Here is a 17,587-nt window from a genome sequence, read left to right on the forward strand (position 1 = left end):
GTCGCGCCCTCCCAACCCTCGCGCAAGCTTGCGGCGGCACAGAGTGCCGGACGGCACGTCGTGCCGCGTGAGCCTCGGCGAAGGGTGATCGGGACATGGCAGCGGGCGCAGCACTCGCGATCGAGCGCAAGTCGCGGCGGGATTTCGGCTTCGCGGCCGGCATCGTGGCGATCCTGGCGGTGCTGTTCCTGCCGGTCCCGGCCCTGCTCATCGATGTCGGGCTCGCCTTCTCGATCGCCCTGTCGGTGCTGATCCTGATGGTGGCGCTCTGGATCCAGAAGCCGCTCGAATTCTCCGCCTTCCCGACCGTCCTGCTGATCGCCACGCTGTTGCGCCTGGCGCTCGGCATCGCGACGACCCGGCTGATCCTGGCCAACGGCCAGAAGGGCGTGGACGCCGCCGGCCACGTCATCCAGGGCTTCTCGCAGTTCGTGATGAGCGGCGACTTCGTGATCGGGATCGTGGTCTTCCTGATCCTGATCACTGTCAACTTCCTGGTCATCACCAAGGGCGCGACCCGCATCGCGGAAGTGGGCGCCCGCTTCACCCTCGACGCGATCCCCGGCAAGCAGATGGCGATCGACGCCGATCTCAATGCCGGCTTGATCGACGACAAGGAGGCGCAACGCCGGCGCCGGGAGCTGGAGGAGGAGAGCGCCTTCTTCGGCTCGATGGACGGCGCCTCGAAATTCGTGCGCGGCGAGGCGGTGGCCTCGCTCATCATCATCGCGGTCAACGTCTTCGGCGGCATCATCATCGGGACGACGCGGCACGGCCTGCCGCTCGGCACCGCCGCCGACATCTTCACCAAGCTCTCGGTCGGCGACGGCCTCGTCTCGCAGATCCCGGCCCTCATCGTCTCGCTGGCCGCCGGCCTGCTGGTCTCGAAGGGCGGCACAAGGGGCACCGCCGAGCAGGCGGTGATCGGCCAGCTCGGCGCCTATCCCCGCGCGCTGCTCGTGGCGGCCGCGATGATGGGAGTGTTCGCCCTCGTGCCGGGCCTGCCCTTCCTGCCCTTCATGGCGCTCAGCGGTCTCCTGTTCTTCATCGCCCGCACCATCCCGCGCCGCCTCCAGGCGCAGGCAGCCGCGACGGAGGCCAAGGCCAAGGCCGAGGAGGCGGTCCGCCAGGCCGAGGCGAAGGAGAAGGATTCGGTCAAGGACTCGCTCAAGACCCCGGAGATCGAGCTCAGCCTCGGCCGCCAGGCGAGCTCGCAGATCCAGGCCTCGCAAGGAGAGCTCGGCCACCGGGTCGCCAAGATGCGGCGCAAGTTCGCCCGCCAGTACGGCTTCGTGGTGCCGGACATCAAGGTCTCGGACAACCTCGCCCTGCCGCCGAAGAGCTACCAGATCCTGATCCACGGCACCGTGGCGGCGAGCCAGGAGCTGCGCCCGGGCGAGATGCTGGTGGTGATCGGCGACGGGCCGCGCCCCGACGTGCCGAGCGACGAGGTCCGCGAGCCCGCCTTCGGCATGAAGGCGCTCTGGGTGATGGATTCCTATGCCGGCGAGGTCCGCCGCGGCGGCTTCGAGCCGATCGACGGCGCCTCGGTGCTGCTCACCCACCTCTCCGAGGTGATCCGCAACAACCTGCCGCAATTCCTGTCCTACAAGGACATGCGCGCGCTCCTCGACCGCCTCGACCCCGAATACAAGCGCCTGCTCGACGAGATCTGCCCGTCGCAGATCTCCTATTCGGGCCTCCAGGCGGTGCTCAAGCTCCTGCTCGCCGAGCGGGTCTCGATCCGCAACCTGCACCTGATCCTGGAGGCGGTGGCGGAGATCACCCCGCATGCGCGCCGGGCCGAGCAGATCGCCGAGCACGTCCGGATGCGCATGGCCCAGCAGATCTGCGGCGACCTCGCCGAGAACGGCGTGCTCAGCGTGCTGCGCCTGGGCGCCAGCTGGGATTTGTCGTTCCACCAGAGCCTGAAGCGCGACGCCAAGGGCGAGGTGGTGGAGTTCGACATCGACCCGCGCCTCGTCGAGCAGTTCGGTACCGAGGCCTCCGAAGCGATCCGCGCCCGGATGCGGGAGGCGCACGGCTTCGCCCTCGTCACCGCGCCCGATGCCCGGCCCTACGTGCGGATGATCATCGAGCGCATCTTCCCGACCCTGCCGGTGCTCTCGCATCTCGAGATCGCCCGCGGCGTCGAGATCAAGTCCCTAGGGACCGTTTCGTGACGGGGATCGGGCCGGACAGCTTCCTCGCCGTCTTCCTGATCTTCTGCCGGGTCGGCGGCTGCCTCCTGGTGGTGCCGGGCTTCTCGAGCCCCCGGGTGCCCCAGCAGGTGCGCCTCCTCATCGCCGGGGCCGTCTCGCTCGCCATCGCGCCGCTGATCGTGCCGCAATTCGAGCCGCGGCTGGCCGGACAGGCCCCGACCCAGACGCTCGTCTGGATCGCCATCGAGACCCTGACCGGGCTGATGATCGGCTTCCTCGGCCGGATCTTCATCCTGGTTCTGGAGACCGTGATGAACGCGACCTCGACCATGGTGGGCTTCGGCAGCATGCCGGGGACGCCGATCGAGGGCATCGACCCGGTGCCGGCGGTGGAGGGGCTGATCCTGCTCACCGCCACCGCCCTCCTCTTCGCCGCCGACCTGCACTGGGAGCTGTTCCGCGGCCTCGTCGAATCCTACGCCCGCATCCCGCCCGGCGAGGGCGTCGGCAGCCAGATCATGCTGACCCGGATCGTCGACCAGGTCGCCAGCGCCTTCATGCTCGGGCTTCGCATCACCGCGCCCTTCATCATCTACTCGATCCTGGTCAACCTGGCGGCGGGCTTCGTCAACAAGCTCACGCCGACGATCCCCGTCTACTTCGTCGCCACGCCGTTCGTGATGTTCGGCGGGCTCCTGATGCTCTACTACCTGGCGGGCGAGTTCATGACGCAGTTCCTTCTCGGCTACGCGGCCTGGCTGGTGCGCGGCTGATGGCGGCCGGGACCGGCGACCGGCTCAAGCGCGCCAAGCGCCTCGTCGCCGTGCAGGAGCAGATGCGCCGGGTGGCGGAGATCGAGCTCGCGGCGACCCGCGAGCGCGCCGCCGCGCTGGAGGCCGACCGGGCGAGGCTGCTCGCCGCCCTGTCCGAGAGCGCCCACGGCCCGATGCTGCTGGAGGCGACCGCCCGGCGCCTGCGCGGGCTCGCCAGCGAGGCCAGCGCCGTGGAGGCCGCCGCCGCCGCCCACGCCCAGGCTTTGCGCGAGCGCGGGCTCGCCCAGAAACGCGCCGAGGCGCTCGCCGAGCGCCGGGCCGACGACCACCGCCGCGAGCAGGACCGGCGCGCCGACATGGAGCGCCTCGACGGCTTGTCGGGCAGGCCCGATGCGGCCTCCCCCGACGCAAGCCTCCCGTAAGCCAGGCGCGGTAACACTCCGTTCACCGAACGAGTCCGGACCCGACCGCCGATGAGCATCACCCCGCCCTCCGACATCGTGCTCGACGTGGCCCGGGCCGCCGATCCGGCGCGCTTCCAGGAGGCCGCCGCCAAGCTGTCGCAGCCCGGCAGCGCCGGCGCGACCGCCTTCGCGGACGCGGCCCGCGACGTCGGGCTCTCGACCCACATGCCGCTCGACGCCCGCGGCGCCCTCACCGGCCTGCAGAACCAGACCGCGATGTCGGGGGCCGGCAGCGACCCCTACAAGAAGTTCGAGGGGCTGGTGCTGCAGCAATTCGTCGAGGCGATGATGCCGGAGAAGTCCGAGACCGTGTACGGCAAGGGCAATGCCGGCGGGATCTGGAAGTCGATGCTGGCCGAGCAGATCGGCACCCAGATCGCCAAGGCCGGCGGCATCGGCATCGCCAAGATGCTGAACGCCGCCCACCCGGCCGGCCCCGCGCCGGTGGACGCCGCCAATCCGGCGGCCAAGGTGTGACCGCCATGCTGCTCGCCTGCATCAAGCGGCTCGAGGCCGTGGTCGAGGAGGAGACCGAGGCGCTGGAAACGCGATCGCCCATGGACCTCGACGGCCTCAACCGCCGCAAGAGCCAGGGGCTCCTGGAGCTCACCCGCCTCACCCGCGACCTCGATCCCACCGCCCTCGAGACCACCGAGGCGATCCATCTGGCGCGGCTGCGCGACAAGCTCGCCCGCAACCAGCAGGTCGTCGCCCTGCATCTGCGGGCGCTGGAGGAGATCGACGACACCCTGACCCAGGCGGCGCTCGCCCGCGACTCCGACGGCACCTACACCGCGCGCACGAGCCTCCGGTCATGAAGATCCTGATCACCGGATTGTGGATCTGCGCCGTCACCATCGCATCGTGCTACGGCGCGGTGACCTTCGGCGGCGGCATCTTCTCGAAGAAGACCGAGCCCTATCTCGAAGGCTTGCAATACCAGAAGCTCGCGCCGATCAACATCCCGATGATCGCCGACGGCCGTGTGCAGGGCTACGTCATCGCGGTGCTGGTCTTCACCGCCGACGCCAAGCTGATGCACACCCTGCCGGTGCCGCCCAACGCCTTCGTGGTCGACGAGGCCTTCCGCCAGATCTACGGCGATCCGGCGCTCGATTTTCGCAAGCTGGCGAAATACGACATCACCAAGCGGCTGGCCGAGGTGCGGGCGAAGGTCAACGAGCGTCTCGGCGGCGACGTGGTGAAGGACGTGCTGGTCGACGAGATCAATTTCGTCGCGAAGCGGGAAGTGCGGTCGTAGATCCCGCCGGTTTTGACAGCCGCCACGACCCCTGTCCCGGACGACTGACGCGTCAGTCGTCCGGGACAGGGGGAGAACTGGACGCGGGGGGAACTACCCCCCGAACACCGACGTCATCTGCTGCCCGCCGCGGTTGATCGTGACCTCCCACATCGGGGCGGTGGCGCGGGTGATCCGCTCGAGGTCCTTGGTGGTGGCGACCGGGGTGCCGTTCACGGCGATCAGGATGTCGCCCTTCTGCAGGCCGACCCGGTTGGCGACGGTGCCGCTCTCGACCTCGGAGATGATCACGCCGTCGCCTTGCGTCGCGGCCGGCAGGTCGAGCTGCAGGTCCTCGATCACCGCCGGCGACAGGTTGACCACCGTGGCGCCGAGGAAGGGCGAGCGGGTCTTCACCTTGAGCGCGTCGCGCGGGCGGGTCTCCGGCGCCGGTCCGAGGCGCACCGGCAGGGTCGTGCGGGTGGCGCCGCGCAGGACCGTGAGCTTGGTCTCGCCCTTGATGCCCTTGAGGGCGAAGCGGTAGCCGAAGGCCTCCGGGTCGTCGACCGTCTGCCCGTCCACCGCCAGGATCACGTCGCCGCGCTTCAGCCCCGCCTCCTCGGCCGGGCTCTTGGCCTGCATCGAGGCGACCAGCACGCCCGTCGGGTGGTCGAGGCCGACGCTCTCGGCGATGTCCGGGGTGACGTGCTGGAGCCGCGCGCCGAGCCAGGGCCGGCGCACCGTCTTGGCGCCGCCCTTGGCCGTCTCCACCACCGCCTTGACCATGCTGGCGGGAATCGCGAAGCCGATGCCGTGGCTGCCGCCGGACTGCGAGTAGATCGCCGTGTTGATGCCGACGAGGCCGCCATTGAGGTCGACCAGCGCGCCGCCGGAATTGCCCGGGTTGATCGCCGCGTCGGTCTGGATGAAGAACTGGTAGTCGGCCGAGCCGACCTGGGTGCGGGCGAGCGCCGAGACGATGCCCTGCGTCACCGTCTGGCCGACGCCGAACGGGTTGCCGATCGCGATCACGAAGTCGCCGACCTGGAGGTTTTCGGAGTCGCCGATCTCCATCGGCGTCAGGCCGCCGCTCGGGCTCTTGATCTTCAGGATCGCGAGGTCGGTGCGGGGGTCGCGCAGCAGGATCTGCGCCTCGAACTCGCGCCGGTCGTTCAGCGCCACCTTCACCTCGTTCATGTTCTCGATGACGTGGTTGTTGGTGACGATCAGGCCCGAGGCGTCGACGATGACGCCGGAGCCCAGCGAGCGCTGCGCCCGCTCCTGGGGCAGGTTCGGACCGGCATCGCCGAAGAAGCGGCGCAGGAATTCGTCCATCGCGCCGCGGTTGGCGGCGCGCTTCTCGACGTGGGTGCCGTAGACGTTGACCACGGAGGGCGCGGCGCGCTTGACCAGCGGCGCGAAGGAGAGCTGCACCTGCGCCTTCGACTCGGGGACGGTGCGATTGTCCTGAAGGGCGCGGAACGGCGGCACCGACTCGGCCTGCGCGCCTGCCGGGTGGGCGACTCCGAGCAGGAGCGCGGCGAGCAGCAGGGAGGTCGTCGGGCGGCGCATCGGCATTCGGGTCCTGTCCGTGTCTGGGTGCTCTCTCACATGACAGCACTGCGCTGAAAAGATGGCGCCTCGGCCGCGCCCGTCATCCCCGCATAGAGGTCGCAGAGCGCCGCCGCGTGGACATCGAGCGTCATCGGGGCCGCCCAGTAGCACTCGTGCGCCGCCCGGCCGAGGCGGCGCACCAGGGCATCGTCCCTCAAGCGACCGAACGCCTCCGCGAGCGATGCGACGTCGGGCACGACGACGAAGCCGGTCTCCCCGTCCCGGATCTTCTCTCCCGCGCCGGCCCGGTCGGAGGCGATGGCCGGGATGCCGGCGGCGAGCGCCTCGTAGGCCGTCAGCGGCCCGGTCTCGAGCCAGCGCGACGGGGCCGCCACGGCGCGGGCCCGGGCGCGCAGCAGCGCCTCGACCTCCGCGGGTGCGCGCCAGCCGACCACCTCGGCGCCGGGCACGGCGCGCAACTCGTCGGCGAGCGGCCCGTCGCCGACGAACAGCGATGGCAGCCCGGCCCGGTGGGCGGCCTGCGCCACGAGGTCGGCCCCCTTCTCGCGGGTGAAGCGGCCGACGAAGGCGACGGCGTCGCCGCAGGCCGGATCCGCCGGGGCGGCGCGCGCGACCCGGACCGGGTTGTCGATCCGGTGGTGGAAGAACGGCCCGCCCGCCAGCATCGGTTCGAGCCGGGCCCGGCTGCCGTCGGAGACGTGGACGAGGGCGAGCGGGCGGCGCCCGAAGCCGCGAAAGATCGCGGCCTGCTGGGCGAAGCCGCGCACCAGCCGCACGGCCTTGTGGGCGCGCGATTGCGGATCGCAGGACGCCGCGAGGCAGCCGGGCGAGAACGGCCGCAGGGAGCAGGGCTCCGCGGTGTCGAAGCGGTAATAGACGCCGTTCGGGCAGGCGAGGAAGTAATCGTGCAGGGTCACGGCCACCGGGGCGTGCTGGCGCGCCAGCACGGAAAACACCGCCGGCGAGAGCGAGCGGGTCCACTGGTGCAGGTGCAGCACGTCGGGCCGGTCCGGCAGGGCCGCCAGCGCCGCGTCCAGGCGCCGCGCCGCCTCGCGGTTCCAGATTCCCTCGACGGCGCCGCGCCAGGCCGGACGCTCCCACACGTCGGTGAGGCCCAAGGACACCCGGCGGATGCCCGGGTGATCGAGCAGCGGGTCGGCCGGGCCGTCGACCCCGTGGATCAGCGTGACGGCGACGCCGCGTTCGGCGAGGCCGCGGGCGGATTCGATCGCGACCTTCTCGGCGCCGCCCTTCGGCGTCGCGAAATTCGTCAGGATGACGGCGTGCATCGGCGGGCCCTCTCACCCGCGCATCCTAGCCGGCGAGGCGCCACCGCGCGGTTAAGCGCGCCAGCGGACGAAACAGGTGCCCGCCCCACGCGTTAGCCGGGCAACCCGTCCCGTGCCGGGACGCCGTACCCAGGGAGGCCCCGATGGCCGACGACACCAAGACCCCGAACCAGGACCAGCCCGGCTTCCGCCGCGACAGCGCTTCCCCGGACGACAAGGCGCGGCCGGAGAATCAGCAGAGCAAGCTCAGCGAGCGCCTCGACGAGGGGCTGGAGGAGACGTTTCCGTCGAGCGATCCCGTCTCGGTGAAGATCACCAAGTAGCCCCGGACACTGGGATCGGAAACGGCGGCGGCGTGCAGGGGTAGCCCCCCTCGCGCCGCTTCGACGTGTCGGAGGCTCGCGCCGGCCCGCGCCTCACTGCACCTCGAGCAGGCGCCGGGCGATGACCTGGGCCTGGATCTCGGCCGCGCCCTCGAAGATCGACAGGATGCGGGCGTCGCAGAGCAGGCGGCTCACCGGGTATTCGAGGGCGAAGCCGTTGCCGCCGTGGATCTGGAGCGCGTTGTCGGCCGCCGCCCAGGCGACGCGGGCGGCGAGGAGCTTCGCCATCCCGGCCTCGAGGTCGCAGCGCTTGCCCTCGTCCTTCTGATGGGCGGCGTAGTAGGTGAGCTGGCGGGCCATCGCGATCTCGACCGCCATCATGGCGAGCTTGTCGGCGACCCGCGGGAACGAGACCAGCGGCTTGCCGAACTGCACCCGCTCCTCGCCGTAGCGCAGGCCGACATCGAGGGCCGCCTGGGCGACGCCGACGGCGCGGGCCGCGGTCTGGATGCGGGCCGATTCGAAGGTCTGCATCAGCTGGGCGAAACCCTTGCCCTCGACGCCGCCGAGCAGGTTGCCCTCCGGCACTGCGAACCCGTCGAAGGCGAGCTCGTACTCCTTCATGCCGCGATAGCCGAGCACCTCGATCTCGCCGCCCGACAGCCCCTCGACCGGGAAGGGATCCGCGTCGGTGCCGCGGGGCTTCTCGCCGAGCAGAAGCGACAGGCCCTTGTGGCCCGGCTCCTCGGGCTTGGTGCGCACCAGCACGGTCATCAGGTCGGCGCGGACCGGGTGGGTGATCCAGGTCTTGTTGCCGTGGATGCGCCAGGTATCGCCGTCCTTCACCGCCTTGGTGCGGAGCGATGCGAGGTCGGAGCCGGTATTCGGCTCGGTGAAGACCGCGGTCGGCAGGATCTCGCCCGAGGCGATTTTGGGCAGGAAACGCTGCTTCTGCTCCTCGGTGCCACCGCACAGGATCAGCTCGGCGGCGATCTCCGAGCGGGTGCCGAGCGAGCCGACGCCGATATAGGCCCGCGACAATTCCTCCGAGACCACGCACATCGAGATCTTCGGCAGGCCCATGCCGCCGTATTCCTCCGGGATGGTGAGCCCGAACACGCCGAGCTCGGCCATCTGGCCGATGATCTCGAGCGGGATGTAGGCGTTCTCGAGGTGCCATTCATGGGCGTGGGGCGCGACCTCGGCCTGGCCGAAGCGGCGCATCTCGGTGCGGATCGCCTCCATGTCCTCGTCGAGGCCGCTGTCGCCGACGGTGGCGCCCGAACCCTCGCGGATCAGCCGCACCAGGGCGGCGCGGTTGCCGGCGGTGTTGCCTTCCGCGATCAGGGTCTCGACGGCGTCGGAGCGGTGGCGCGCTACCTCCTGGGCCTTGAGGCCGAGCGACGAGGTCGGGCGCACCATCTCGCCCTGGCTCATCGGGATGCCGCCGAAGAGCTGCTCCAGGTACTCGCCGAGCCCGATGCGCACGAGAAGCGTCTCGGTCTCGCCGAAGCGCCCCTCGCCCGCGAGGCGGGCCGCGTAGGCGCCGAGCTGGACGATCGCCTCGGCGTAGGTCGAGAGCCAGGCGAGACCGTGGGCGGCGTGCTGCTCGGCCTCGAGGCGCTCCGCCGACAGGCGGCCGTCGGCCCCGACGAGGCCGGCGCGCACGCGCCGGGCGCCATCCGCGGCGAGCGCCTTCGCGGAGAGACCCGCCTCCTGCGCGAGGGTGACGAGGTCGGTCGGGGCGGGGGCGGCCTGGGCGGACATCGGTCAGGTCTCCGGTCAATCTTGCTGCGGCGCATACAAATAGCCGCGAATCGCCGACCTGTAGAGGGGGCAGCCTGCCGCCGGGTTCCGACTTTCGGGGCAGGCGTTTATTGCGCCGTCACGCCGCCGTCGATCACCATCTCGGCCCCGGTGACGAAGCCGGCCTCGTCCGAGGCGAGGTAGGTCGCGAGCCCCGCGATCTCCTCGGCCGCGGCGTTGCGCCCCAGCGGCACCGAGGCCTGGAGGCGCTGGCGCAGCTCCTCCGGGCTGTAGCGGCTGCCGGCGGCGAGATCGCGCAGCATGTCGGTCTCGGTGAAGCCCGGATGGATCGAGTTGCAGCGCACGCCGTAATTCTGGCGGGCGCAGTGCAGCGCCACCGACTTGGTGAGGAGCCGCACCGCCCCCTTCGAGGCGTTGTAGGCGGCGAGGTTGTGCCCGCCGACGATGCCGGAGACCGACGAGAGGTTGATGATCGCCCCGCCGCGCCCGGCCGGCGGCTTCATCGCCCGCACGGCGTGGCGGCAGCCCAGGAAGGTGCCGTCGACATTGACGTCCTGGACCCGGCGCCACTGCTCCAGGGTCACGGATTCGATCGTGCCGACCACCGCGATCCCGGCATTGTTGACGAGCACGTCGAGGCCGCCGTGGCGCGAGACCGTGCGGTCGATCGCCCGCGTCCAGTCCTGGTCCTTCGTCACGTCGAGGGAGCAGGGATGGAAGGCGGGATTCTCCGGCGCCACGCGCTCGGCCTCCGCCCCGTCGAGGTCGGCGAGGATCACCGCCGCGGCTCCCTCGCGGGCGAAGCGCCGCGCGATCGCGAGGCCGATTCCCCGCGCGCCGCCCGTCACCAGGGCCACCTTGCCGGCCAGACGCTGCATGACGCTGTTCCTCCCCGTCGCTTGTTCCGCGGCGCCGTCGGAGGCTAGCTGGGCTGGCGACGCGGCGCCAGCCAATCATCCGAAAGATGATCCGCGGGCGCTACAGCCGCGCCTTGATACCAAGCGACAGCAGCATGGTTTCGGCGCTGCCGCTGCCGGACGGAGCCGGAATCGTTGCCGTCTGGCCGGTGAAGCCCGACGTCACGCGCGTCGGCCCATAACCTTCGAAGTAGCGCTGGTACTCCACCCGGCCGACGGCCGAAAGGAATGGGGCAATGCGGTACTCGAGCGATGCGTTGGCGCCGACCATGCCGGTCGTTCCGAAATCTTCCCGGAATACCAAGTAGCGCAGGGCATGGTGATCCTTGTCGCTCCCAATGGCGAATGGGCTTCCAATTACTTCGCCAGACACGCTCCAGTCATCGAACGCGAAGGAGCCACCAACGCCAAAATATGGCGTCTGCCACCATTGCTGGTATCCGATCCCAAGCCTGTCGTTGGGTAGGCTGCCGCTCGTGTCCCGGAACCCGTCTTGCGAATAAATGAAGCCACCCCCGCGGGCGTTCGACTTGAGTGTGAGCGCTCTGTATCCGGCGATAGCATAGGCCTTGGTGTCTTCATCTTCGTAGAAAGTCGCTGCGACGCTCACATCAACCTGCCACGCCTTCGGCGTCCGTGTGTTCGGGCTGTGAGAGTAATGCGACCAGCTATCCTTGCCATAATAGCCATAGAGCCAATCGTAGTCACGCATGTCCGCGCTGGAGGCTATGCCGACCCAGCCGCGGCCCCGGATCGCCAGCCAGTCCAGGGGCTGGAGAGCGACCCGCCCGCCGACCACGGCGGCATCGGTATTCCAGTTGAGCTGGCTGATCCGGGCGCGCGAGCCCACGTCGTTGACGTATTCCCGAACCTCGCTGCGCAGGTAGCCGGTGAATACCTCACCGGAGAAAGTGTTGCTGCGCAAGATTTCGGCAGTGTCCTCTGAGAATAAGTCGGCGGCTTTGACGCCCGAGATGACCAGCAGGCTGGCACATAGACCCAAGAGAACGGTGCGCATGGCGGCCCCACAGCTCGGCCTCTCCTCCGGACCGATCTAGCTATTACAATAAAATATTAACACTAATATTTCGTTTACATCATGTCGCGAAGTTTCCAGATGTCGTAGATCAAGCAAAAAACCCGGCGCGTGTGGCGCCGGGCTCGTAACTATGATCCGTCAGGTCGATGGCAGCGTTGAATTCGCGGTCTGCCTGAACCGGGGACTAATCTGATCTGCTGCACCTGGATAGGCTATTGGGCGGTCAGTACCACTCGCCGCCGCCGAGACCCGGGAGGGCCAGCCCGTTGCCGAAGGCCCAGCGCAGGCCGACCCGGAACTCGTTGGCGGTGATGTCCTTGATGCGGGTGTTCTGGGTATAGGCGTCGAAGCCCGAGCGTGCCTTGCCGGCGTTGAGGTAGCGGTAGCTGGCATCGACGCTCACGCCGGCGCCGATCTCGTAGGAGACGCCCGCCATCGCCGCCCAGGCGAGGCCGAGCGAGGTATGGCCGGCGCGGGCGTCGAACCCTTGCGCGCCGAGCGTGTAGGCGCCGTCGACGCCGCTGCCGCAGGCGGTGGTGTAGCAGGTCGTGCCGGTCCAGGCGTCGTGGAAGCGGTTGCTCGCCATGCCGACGCCGGCGCCGACATACGGCGTGAGACCCCACCAGGTGCCGAGATCGACGTAGACGTTGAACAGGCCGGTCAGGACGTCGATCTTGCCGGCCTCGGTGTTGAAGCCCTCGACGAACAGCGTGCGCGAGGAATAGTCGCGGAAGCGGCTGCGGGTGCGCCCGTCGATCGTGACGTCGGCGCGCAGGAAGCTGTTGAAGCGGTAGCCGATGCCGCCGCCGTAGCCGTCGGTGTCGCTCATGCGGAAGCCGACGAGCCTGGCGCCGTCGGTGCCCGGCAGGGTGTCGTCCTTCGGATGGCGAAAGTCGCTCGCCGTGTAGTCGCCGCGCAGGTACCAGCCGGACCCGACCTCCACCGGGGCGACCGGCGGGGGCGGCGGCGGCGGAAGCGCGGGCAGCAGGTCGGCGGCGAGGGCCGGCGCGCCGAGCAGCCCGAGCCCGAGGGCCGCGACCGGAATGCAGTGACCGAACCGTGCCATGGGGCGCCCTCTTCTGCCCCGTCGGCTCCTCAGCCGGGGCGTAACGTCGTGATCGTCTCGGATGGGACCCCGCGGGTCCGATGGTTAGGGTTAAGGCCACGAGGTTAGCGGACACTTAACCTTCCGCATCATTCGCCCGAGTTCTCGCCCGTTCGGCGATTGACATGATGCGGAAACGAGAAAGGGGCGGTGTCGCCCTTGCCGGCCGCCCGCCCCGCCGCAGCGGAGGACGGGCGGCGCGCGATGCTCAGTACTTGCGCACCAGCGGCGCCATCGGCAGCGGGGGCGGCTCGTAGGCGGCGGTCACGACCGGCGCGCCGAACATCCAGCGCATGCCGAGCTTGATGTCGTGCGACTCGAGCTCCTTGGCGCGGTACACCGTCTTCAGGGCACAGCTCGGCAGGCAGCCGACGACGCCGGTCTCGGCCTCGCCCATGTTCAGGTAGCGGTAGGCGAGTTCGAGCTTGAGGTTCGACGTGACCGCGTAGCTGAGACCGGCATGGGCCGCCCAGGCGAAGTTCGTCTTGTCCTTGGACTTGCCGTAGCCGAGGCCGCCCGCGTAGGTGCCCTGGCCCTGATCCGTCACGCTGCCGAACATATGGTGGGCGAAGCCCACGCCGGCGCCGACGAAGGGGGTCACGCCGTACCAGTTGCCGAGCTCGACGTAGCCGTTCGCCAGGCCGACGACGGACGAGAACTTGCCCGTGGTCAGGTTGTAGCCGCCGCGGGTGTTGTAGGAGAGATCCTCGGCGAGGAAGCGCCATTCCGCCTGCGTGCGGTATTCGCCCGTGACGTCGAAGCGCAGCCAGGGATTGAACTGGTAGCCGACGCCGACGCCGACGAAGGTCTGGTCGCCGACGTGGTCCTCGATCGCGCTGTACTTGTAGGGGACCCGCGGGGTCGAGACGTCCTCGACGACCGTCTTGCGCAGATCCAGGATGCCGACGCCGACATCGCCGCGCAGGTACCAGCTGCCGCCGATCTCCACCGGAGGGGGCGGAAGCAGCGGCGGGGGCGGCGGAGGCAGGAGGTCGGCGGCGTGGACGAGCCCCGGCGCGGCCACGCTCGCTGCGAGCGTGAAGATGCGCGCCAGCGCGAGTGGCTTGCAGCGGCCCATGACGGTTCCCTGTTGCGAAGGGCCGCTGGATGTCGGGCGGCCGTTCCGGAAGACCTCACGACTCTTGCCGCGTTCGGTAAACCCGCCCTTAACGTTAAGCCTTATGCCTGAGAAATCGTTGCTTTCGCGCGAGATTGCGGCAGGCGGGATGCAGGGCCGGCGCGGGATCCCCCTCCCCCGAGCGGAGGCGGGGGTCCCGCGCATCGCCCTTGGACCGGAGCGGTCGGCCCGGATGGATCAACCGGGGGCGAGACGCGTCGCGCGGCCGGTCAGGCCGCGACCTTGCGCAGGGCCTCGATCACGTCGTCGACCACCTGGACCACGAGGTCGCGGTCGTCGCCCTCGGCCATCACGCGGATCACCGGCTCGGTGCCGGAGGGGCGGATGACGAGGCGCCCGCCCTCGCCGAGGCGCTGGCGGGCACCCTCGATGGCGGTGACGACGGAATCCTGGCGCAGGGGCTCGCGGCCGGCGCCGTAGCGCACGTTCTTGAGCACCTGCGGCAGCGGCTCGAAGCAGTGGCAGACCTCGCTCACCGGGCGCTGCTGGCGCTGCACCACCGAGAGCAGCTGGAGCGCCGCCACCAGCCCGTCGCCGGTGGTGGCGTAGTCCGACATGATGATGTGGCCGGACTGCTCGCCGCCGAGATTGTAGCCGTGCTCGCGCATGTGCTCGAGCACGTAGCGGTCGCCGACGGCGGTGCGGACCATGCCCAGGCCCAAGCCCCCGAGATAGCGCTCGAGGCCGAGATTCGACATGATGGTGGCGACGATGCCGTTCTTCGTCAGCCGCTGGTCCTCCTGCCAGGAGCGGGCGACCACCGCCATCAGCTGGTCGCCGTCGACCCGCTGGCCCTTCTCGTCGACGATCAGGACCCGGTCGGCGTCGCCGTCGAGCGCGATGCCGATATCGGCGCGCAGCTCCCGCACCTTGCCGACCAGCGCTTCCGGGGCGGTCGAGCCGACGTCGCGGTTGATGTTGAAGCCGTCCGGCTCGGTGCCGATGGCGATCACCTCGGCGCCGAGCTCCCACAGGGTCTCGGGCGCCACCCGGTAGGCGGCGCCGTTGGCGCAATCGACCACCACCCGCAGGCCGTCGAGGGTGAGCGCCCGCGGCAGGGTGCGCTTGGCGAACTCGATGTAGCGGGCATGCACGCTCTCGATCCGCTTGGCCCGGCCGAGATCGTTCGAGCCGGCGAGCTTCGTCTGCAGGTTCGAGTCGATCAGGCGCTCGATCTCGCGCTCGACGTCGTCGGAGAGCTTGAACCCGTCGGGCCCGAAGATCTTGATGCCGTTATCCTCGAACGGGTTGTGCGAGGCCGAGATCATCACCCCGATATCGGCGCGCATCGAGCGGGTCAGCATCGCCACGGCGGGCGTCGGCATCGGGCCGAGCAGCATCACGTCCATGCCGACCGAGGTGAAGCCGGCGACGAGCGCCGTTTCGATCATGTAGCCCGACAGCCGGGTGTCCTTGCCGATCACCACCCGGTGGCGGTGGTCGCCGCGCAGGAAGACGAGCCCGGCGGCCTGGCCCACCTTGAGCGCGAGTTCCGGCGTGATCACGCCGTTGGCCCGGCCTCGGATGCCGTCGGTCCCGAAATACTTGCGCACGCTCGTCGTCTCCCTGTCCCGTCCGGGCCGGCGGGCGCCGGTCCCCGCGCCCCTCGGGGCTCGAGCCGGTACCGCCCTTCGCCGGACGCGGTCACACGTTGGTTGGGTTATTTTGGGGCCCGACCACAACGACAAGGGGCGACGGGATCTCTCCCGCCGCCCCTCATCGCGAAAATGGACCGGTGTGGATTTTCGGGCCCGCCCCCGGCTCGATCGGGATCAGGCCTGGGGCTGGGGCTCGTAGCCGCCGTCGTTCTCCCGCGGCCGGCCGCGGCCGGCGGAGGGGACCGGCGAGCCGCGGCTCGGGTTGGTCGGGTAGTCGCCGGCGTCGCGCACGGGCGGCTTACCGTTGATGAGATCGCGGATCTCGTCGCCCGACAGGGTCTCGTACTCGAGCAGGCCGCGGGCCAGGGCCTCGAGGTCGGCGTGGCGCTCGCTGAGGATGCGGCGGGCATCCTGCAGGCCGGCCTCGATCAGGCGGCGGACCTCGGCGTCGATCTTCTGGGCGGTGGCCTCCGACACGTTCTGCTGCCGGTTGACCTGCATGCCGAGGAAGACCTCGTCGTTGTTCTCGCCGTAGGCGACGGTGCCGAGCTCCGGCGAGAAGCCCCAGCGGGTCACCATCATGCGGGCGAGACGGGTCGCCTGCTCGATGTCCGACTGGGCGCCGGAGGTGACCTTGTCGTGGCCGAAGATCATCTCCTCGGCGACGCGGCCGCCCATCATGATGGCGAGGCGCGAGGTCATCTGCTCGAAGGACATCGACAGCTTGTCGCGCTCGGGCAGCTGCATGACCATGCCGAGCGCCCGGCCGCGGGGGATGATCGTCGCCTTGTGGACGGGATCGGTCGCCGGGACGTTGAAGGCCACGATGGCATGGCCGCCCTCGTGATAGGCGGTCAGCCGCTTCTCGTCCTCGGTCATGACGAGGGTGCGCCGCTCGGCGCCCATCATCACCTTGTCCTTGGCATCCTCGAACTCGTGCATCGTGACGATGCGCTTGCCGCGGCGGGCCGCCAGCAGGGCCGCCTCGTTGACGAGGTTCATCAGGTCGGCGCCCGAGAAGCCGGGGGTGCCGCGGGCGATCACCTTCAGGTCGACGTCGGGCGACAGCGGCACCTTGCGGACGTGGACGCGCAGGATGCGCTCGCGGCCGATCACGTCCGGGTTCGGCACGATGATCTGGCGGTCGAAGCGGCCCGGGCGCAGCAGCGCCGGATCGAGCACGTCGGGGCGGTTGGTCGCCGCGATGATGATGATGCCCTCGTTGGCCTCGAAGCCGTCCATCTCGACGAGGAGCTGGTTGAGGGTCTGCTCGCGCTCGTCGTTGCCGCCGCCCAGGCCCGCGCCGCGGTGACGGCCGACGGCGTCGATCTCGTCGATGAAGATGATGCAGGGGGCGTTCTTCTTGGCCTGGTCGAACATGTCGCGGACGCGGCTGGCGCCGACGCCGACGAACATCTCGACGAAGTCCGAGCCCGAGATGGTGAAGAACGGCACGTTGGCCTCACCGGCGACCGCCCGGGCGATCAGGGTCTTGCCGGTGCCGGGGGGGCCGACCAGCAGCACGCCGCGCGGGATGCGGCCGCCGAGGCGCTGGAACTTCTGCGGGTCGCGCAGAAACTCGACGATCTCCTGCAGGTCTTCCTTGGCCTCGTCGACGCCCGCCACGTCCTCGAAGGTGACGCGGCCATGGGCTTCGGTCAGGAGCTTCGCCTTGGACTTGCCGAAGCCCATGGCCCGGCCGGCGCCGGACTGCATCTGGCGCGACAGGAAGATCCAGGCCCCGATGAACACCAGGATCGGCAGCCAGTTGACGAGCAGCGCGATGAACCACGGGGTGTTGTCGGACGGCGGACGGGCCGTGATGGTCACGCCCTTGCCCTGCAGCTTCGACACCAGCGAGGGGTCGTTCGGCGCGTAGGTCGTGAAGGTGCCGCCGCTCGTGTAGGTGCCGCTCACCTCCTGGCCGGAGATGACCACGTTCTGGATGCGGCCCGCCTCGGCGTCGTTCAGGAGCTGGCTGTAGGCGATCTCCCCGCCGCCCGAGCGGTGACCCGGATTCTGGAACAGGGTCACGAGGGCCAGCACCAGCAGGAAGATGACGACCCACAGGGCGAAATTGCGGAAATTGGGGTTCATCGAAGAGTCAATCCCTGAGGAGCGCGGCGCCGCGCGGGCGTGCTGGGTGGGCACCGGCACTCGGGACGCAATGTAGGCACCCACCCGGGCGTTGCCAAGT

16 protein-coding genes are annotated in these 17,587 nt (G+C 69.9%); 7 read left to right on the forward strand and 9 right to left on the reverse strand.

From position 1 onward, the window contains the following. Window positions 1–95 precede the first annotated feature (95 nt). From flhA to miv_RS24210, 6 genes are read left to right on the forward strand one after another with little or no spacing between them, the layout of a single operon-like run. A complete protein-coding gene (gene flhA / locus miv_RS24185; protein WP_058618179.1) occupies window positions 96–2,183 on the forward strand; it encodes a flagellar biosynthesis protein FlhA in 2,088 nt (695 codons plus the stop codon). Then, a complete protein-coding gene (gene fliR, locus miv_RS24190; RefSeq protein ID WP_244748684.1) occupies window positions 2,180–2,935 on the forward strand; it encodes a flagellar biosynthesis protein FliR in 756 nt (251 codons plus the stop codon). The genes flhA and fliR overlap by 4 nt, the downstream gene beginning before the upstream one ends. Then, window positions 2,935–3,357, forward strand: coding sequence for a hypothetical protein (locus tag miv_RS24195; RefSeq protein WP_048427718.1), 423 nt, complete (start codon window positions 2,935–2,937; stop codon window positions 3,355–3,357). Before fliR ends, miv_RS24195 begins: the two co-directional genes overlap by 1 nt. Window positions 3,358–3,408: 51 nt before the next feature. Further along, window positions 3,409–3,876, forward strand: coding sequence for a rod-binding protein (locus tag miv_RS24200; protein ID WP_048427719.1), 468 nt, complete (start codon window positions 3,409–3,411; stop codon window positions 3,874–3,876). A 5-nt stretch (window positions 3,877–3,881) separates the two neighbouring features. Continuing rightward, the gene (locus miv_RS24205; RefSeq protein WP_048427720.1) at window positions 3,882–4,217 is read left to right on the forward strand and encodes a hypothetical protein; all 336 of its coding nucleotides are present in this window, start codon (window positions 3,882–3,884) and stop codon (window positions 4,215–4,217) included. After that, a complete protein-coding gene (locus miv_RS24210; RefSeq protein WP_048427721.1) occupies window positions 4,214–4,660 on the forward strand; it encodes a hypothetical protein in 447 nt (148 codons plus the stop codon). The genes miv_RS24205 and miv_RS24210 overlap by 4 nt, the downstream gene beginning before the upstream one ends. Before the next feature lie 93 nt (window positions 4,661–4,753). On the opposite strand, the gene miv_RS24215 is transcribed toward miv_RS24210, so the two are convergent. Continuing rightward, entirely contained in the window at window positions 4,754–6,211 is a 1,458-nt protein-coding gene (locus miv_RS24215) for a DegQ family serine endoprotease (protein WP_048427742.1), read from the reverse strand. A 35-nt stretch (window positions 6,212–6,246) separates the two neighbouring features. Then, a complete protein-coding gene (locus miv_RS24220) occupies window positions 6,247–7,503 on the reverse strand; it encodes a glycosyltransferase family 4 protein (RefSeq protein WP_207179354.1) in 1,257 nt (418 codons plus the stop codon). Window positions 7,504–7,646: 143 nt separating this feature from the next. On the opposite strand from miv_RS24220, the gene miv_RS24225 reads away from it, so the two are divergent. Further along, a complete protein-coding gene (locus miv_RS24225; RefSeq protein WP_048427723.1) occupies window positions 7,647–7,826 on the forward strand; it encodes a hypothetical protein in 180 nt (59 codons plus the stop codon). Window positions 7,827–7,919: 93 nt separating this feature from the next. On the opposite strand, the gene miv_RS24230 is transcribed toward miv_RS24225, so the two are convergent. From miv_RS24230 to ftsH, 7 genes are all read right to left on the reverse strand, one after another. After that, a complete protein-coding gene (locus tag miv_RS24230) occupies window positions 7,920–9,593 on the reverse strand; it encodes an acyl-CoA dehydrogenase family protein (RefSeq protein WP_207179355.1) in 1,674 nt (557 codons plus the stop codon). 107 nt (window positions 9,594–9,700) lie between these two features. Beyond that, entirely contained in the window at window positions 9,701–10,471 is a 771-nt protein-coding gene (locus miv_RS24235; protein ID WP_058618174.1) for a glucose 1-dehydrogenase, read from the reverse strand. 100 nt (window positions 10,472–10,571) lie between these two features. Next, window positions 10,572–11,528, reverse strand: a complete 957-nt coding sequence (locus tag miv_RS24240) for an omptin family outer membrane protease (RefSeq protein WP_207179356.1) — start codon at window positions 11,526–11,528, stop codon at window positions 10,572–10,574. Window positions 11,529–11,772: 244 nt separating this feature from the next. Then, window positions 11,773–12,615: an outer membrane protein gene (locus tag miv_RS24245; protein ID WP_207179357.1), complete on the reverse strand. Its 843-nt coding sequence runs from the start codon at window positions 12,613–12,615 to the stop codon at window positions 11,773–11,775. Between the two features lie 247 nt (window positions 12,616–12,862). Then, window positions 12,863–13,732, reverse strand: coding sequence for an outer membrane protein (locus tag miv_RS24250; RefSeq protein ID WP_048427728.1), 870 nt, complete (start codon window positions 13,730–13,732; stop codon window positions 12,863–12,865). Window positions 13,733–14,001: 269 nt separating this feature from the next. After that, window positions 14,002–15,345 (reverse strand): phosphoglucosamine mutase, encoded by a 1,344-nt coding sequence (gene glmM, locus miv_RS24255; protein ID WP_048427729.1) that lies wholly within the window; start codon window positions 15,343–15,345, stop codon window positions 14,002–14,004. A gap of 219 nt (window positions 15,346–15,564) precedes the next feature. Further along, on the reverse strand, window positions 15,565–17,487 hold the full coding sequence (gene ftsH, locus miv_RS24260) for an ATP-dependent zinc metalloprotease FtsH (protein ID WP_048427730.1): 1,923 nt from the start codon (window positions 17,485–17,487) through the stop codon (window positions 15,565–15,567). Window positions 17,488–17,587 lie beyond the last annotated feature (100 nt).

It is taken from the genome of Methylobacterium indicum (genome assembly GCF_017347565.1).
Lineage (GTDB): Bacteria > Pseudomonadota > Alphaproteobacteria > Rhizobiales > Beijerinckiaceae > Methylobacterium > Methylobacterium indicum.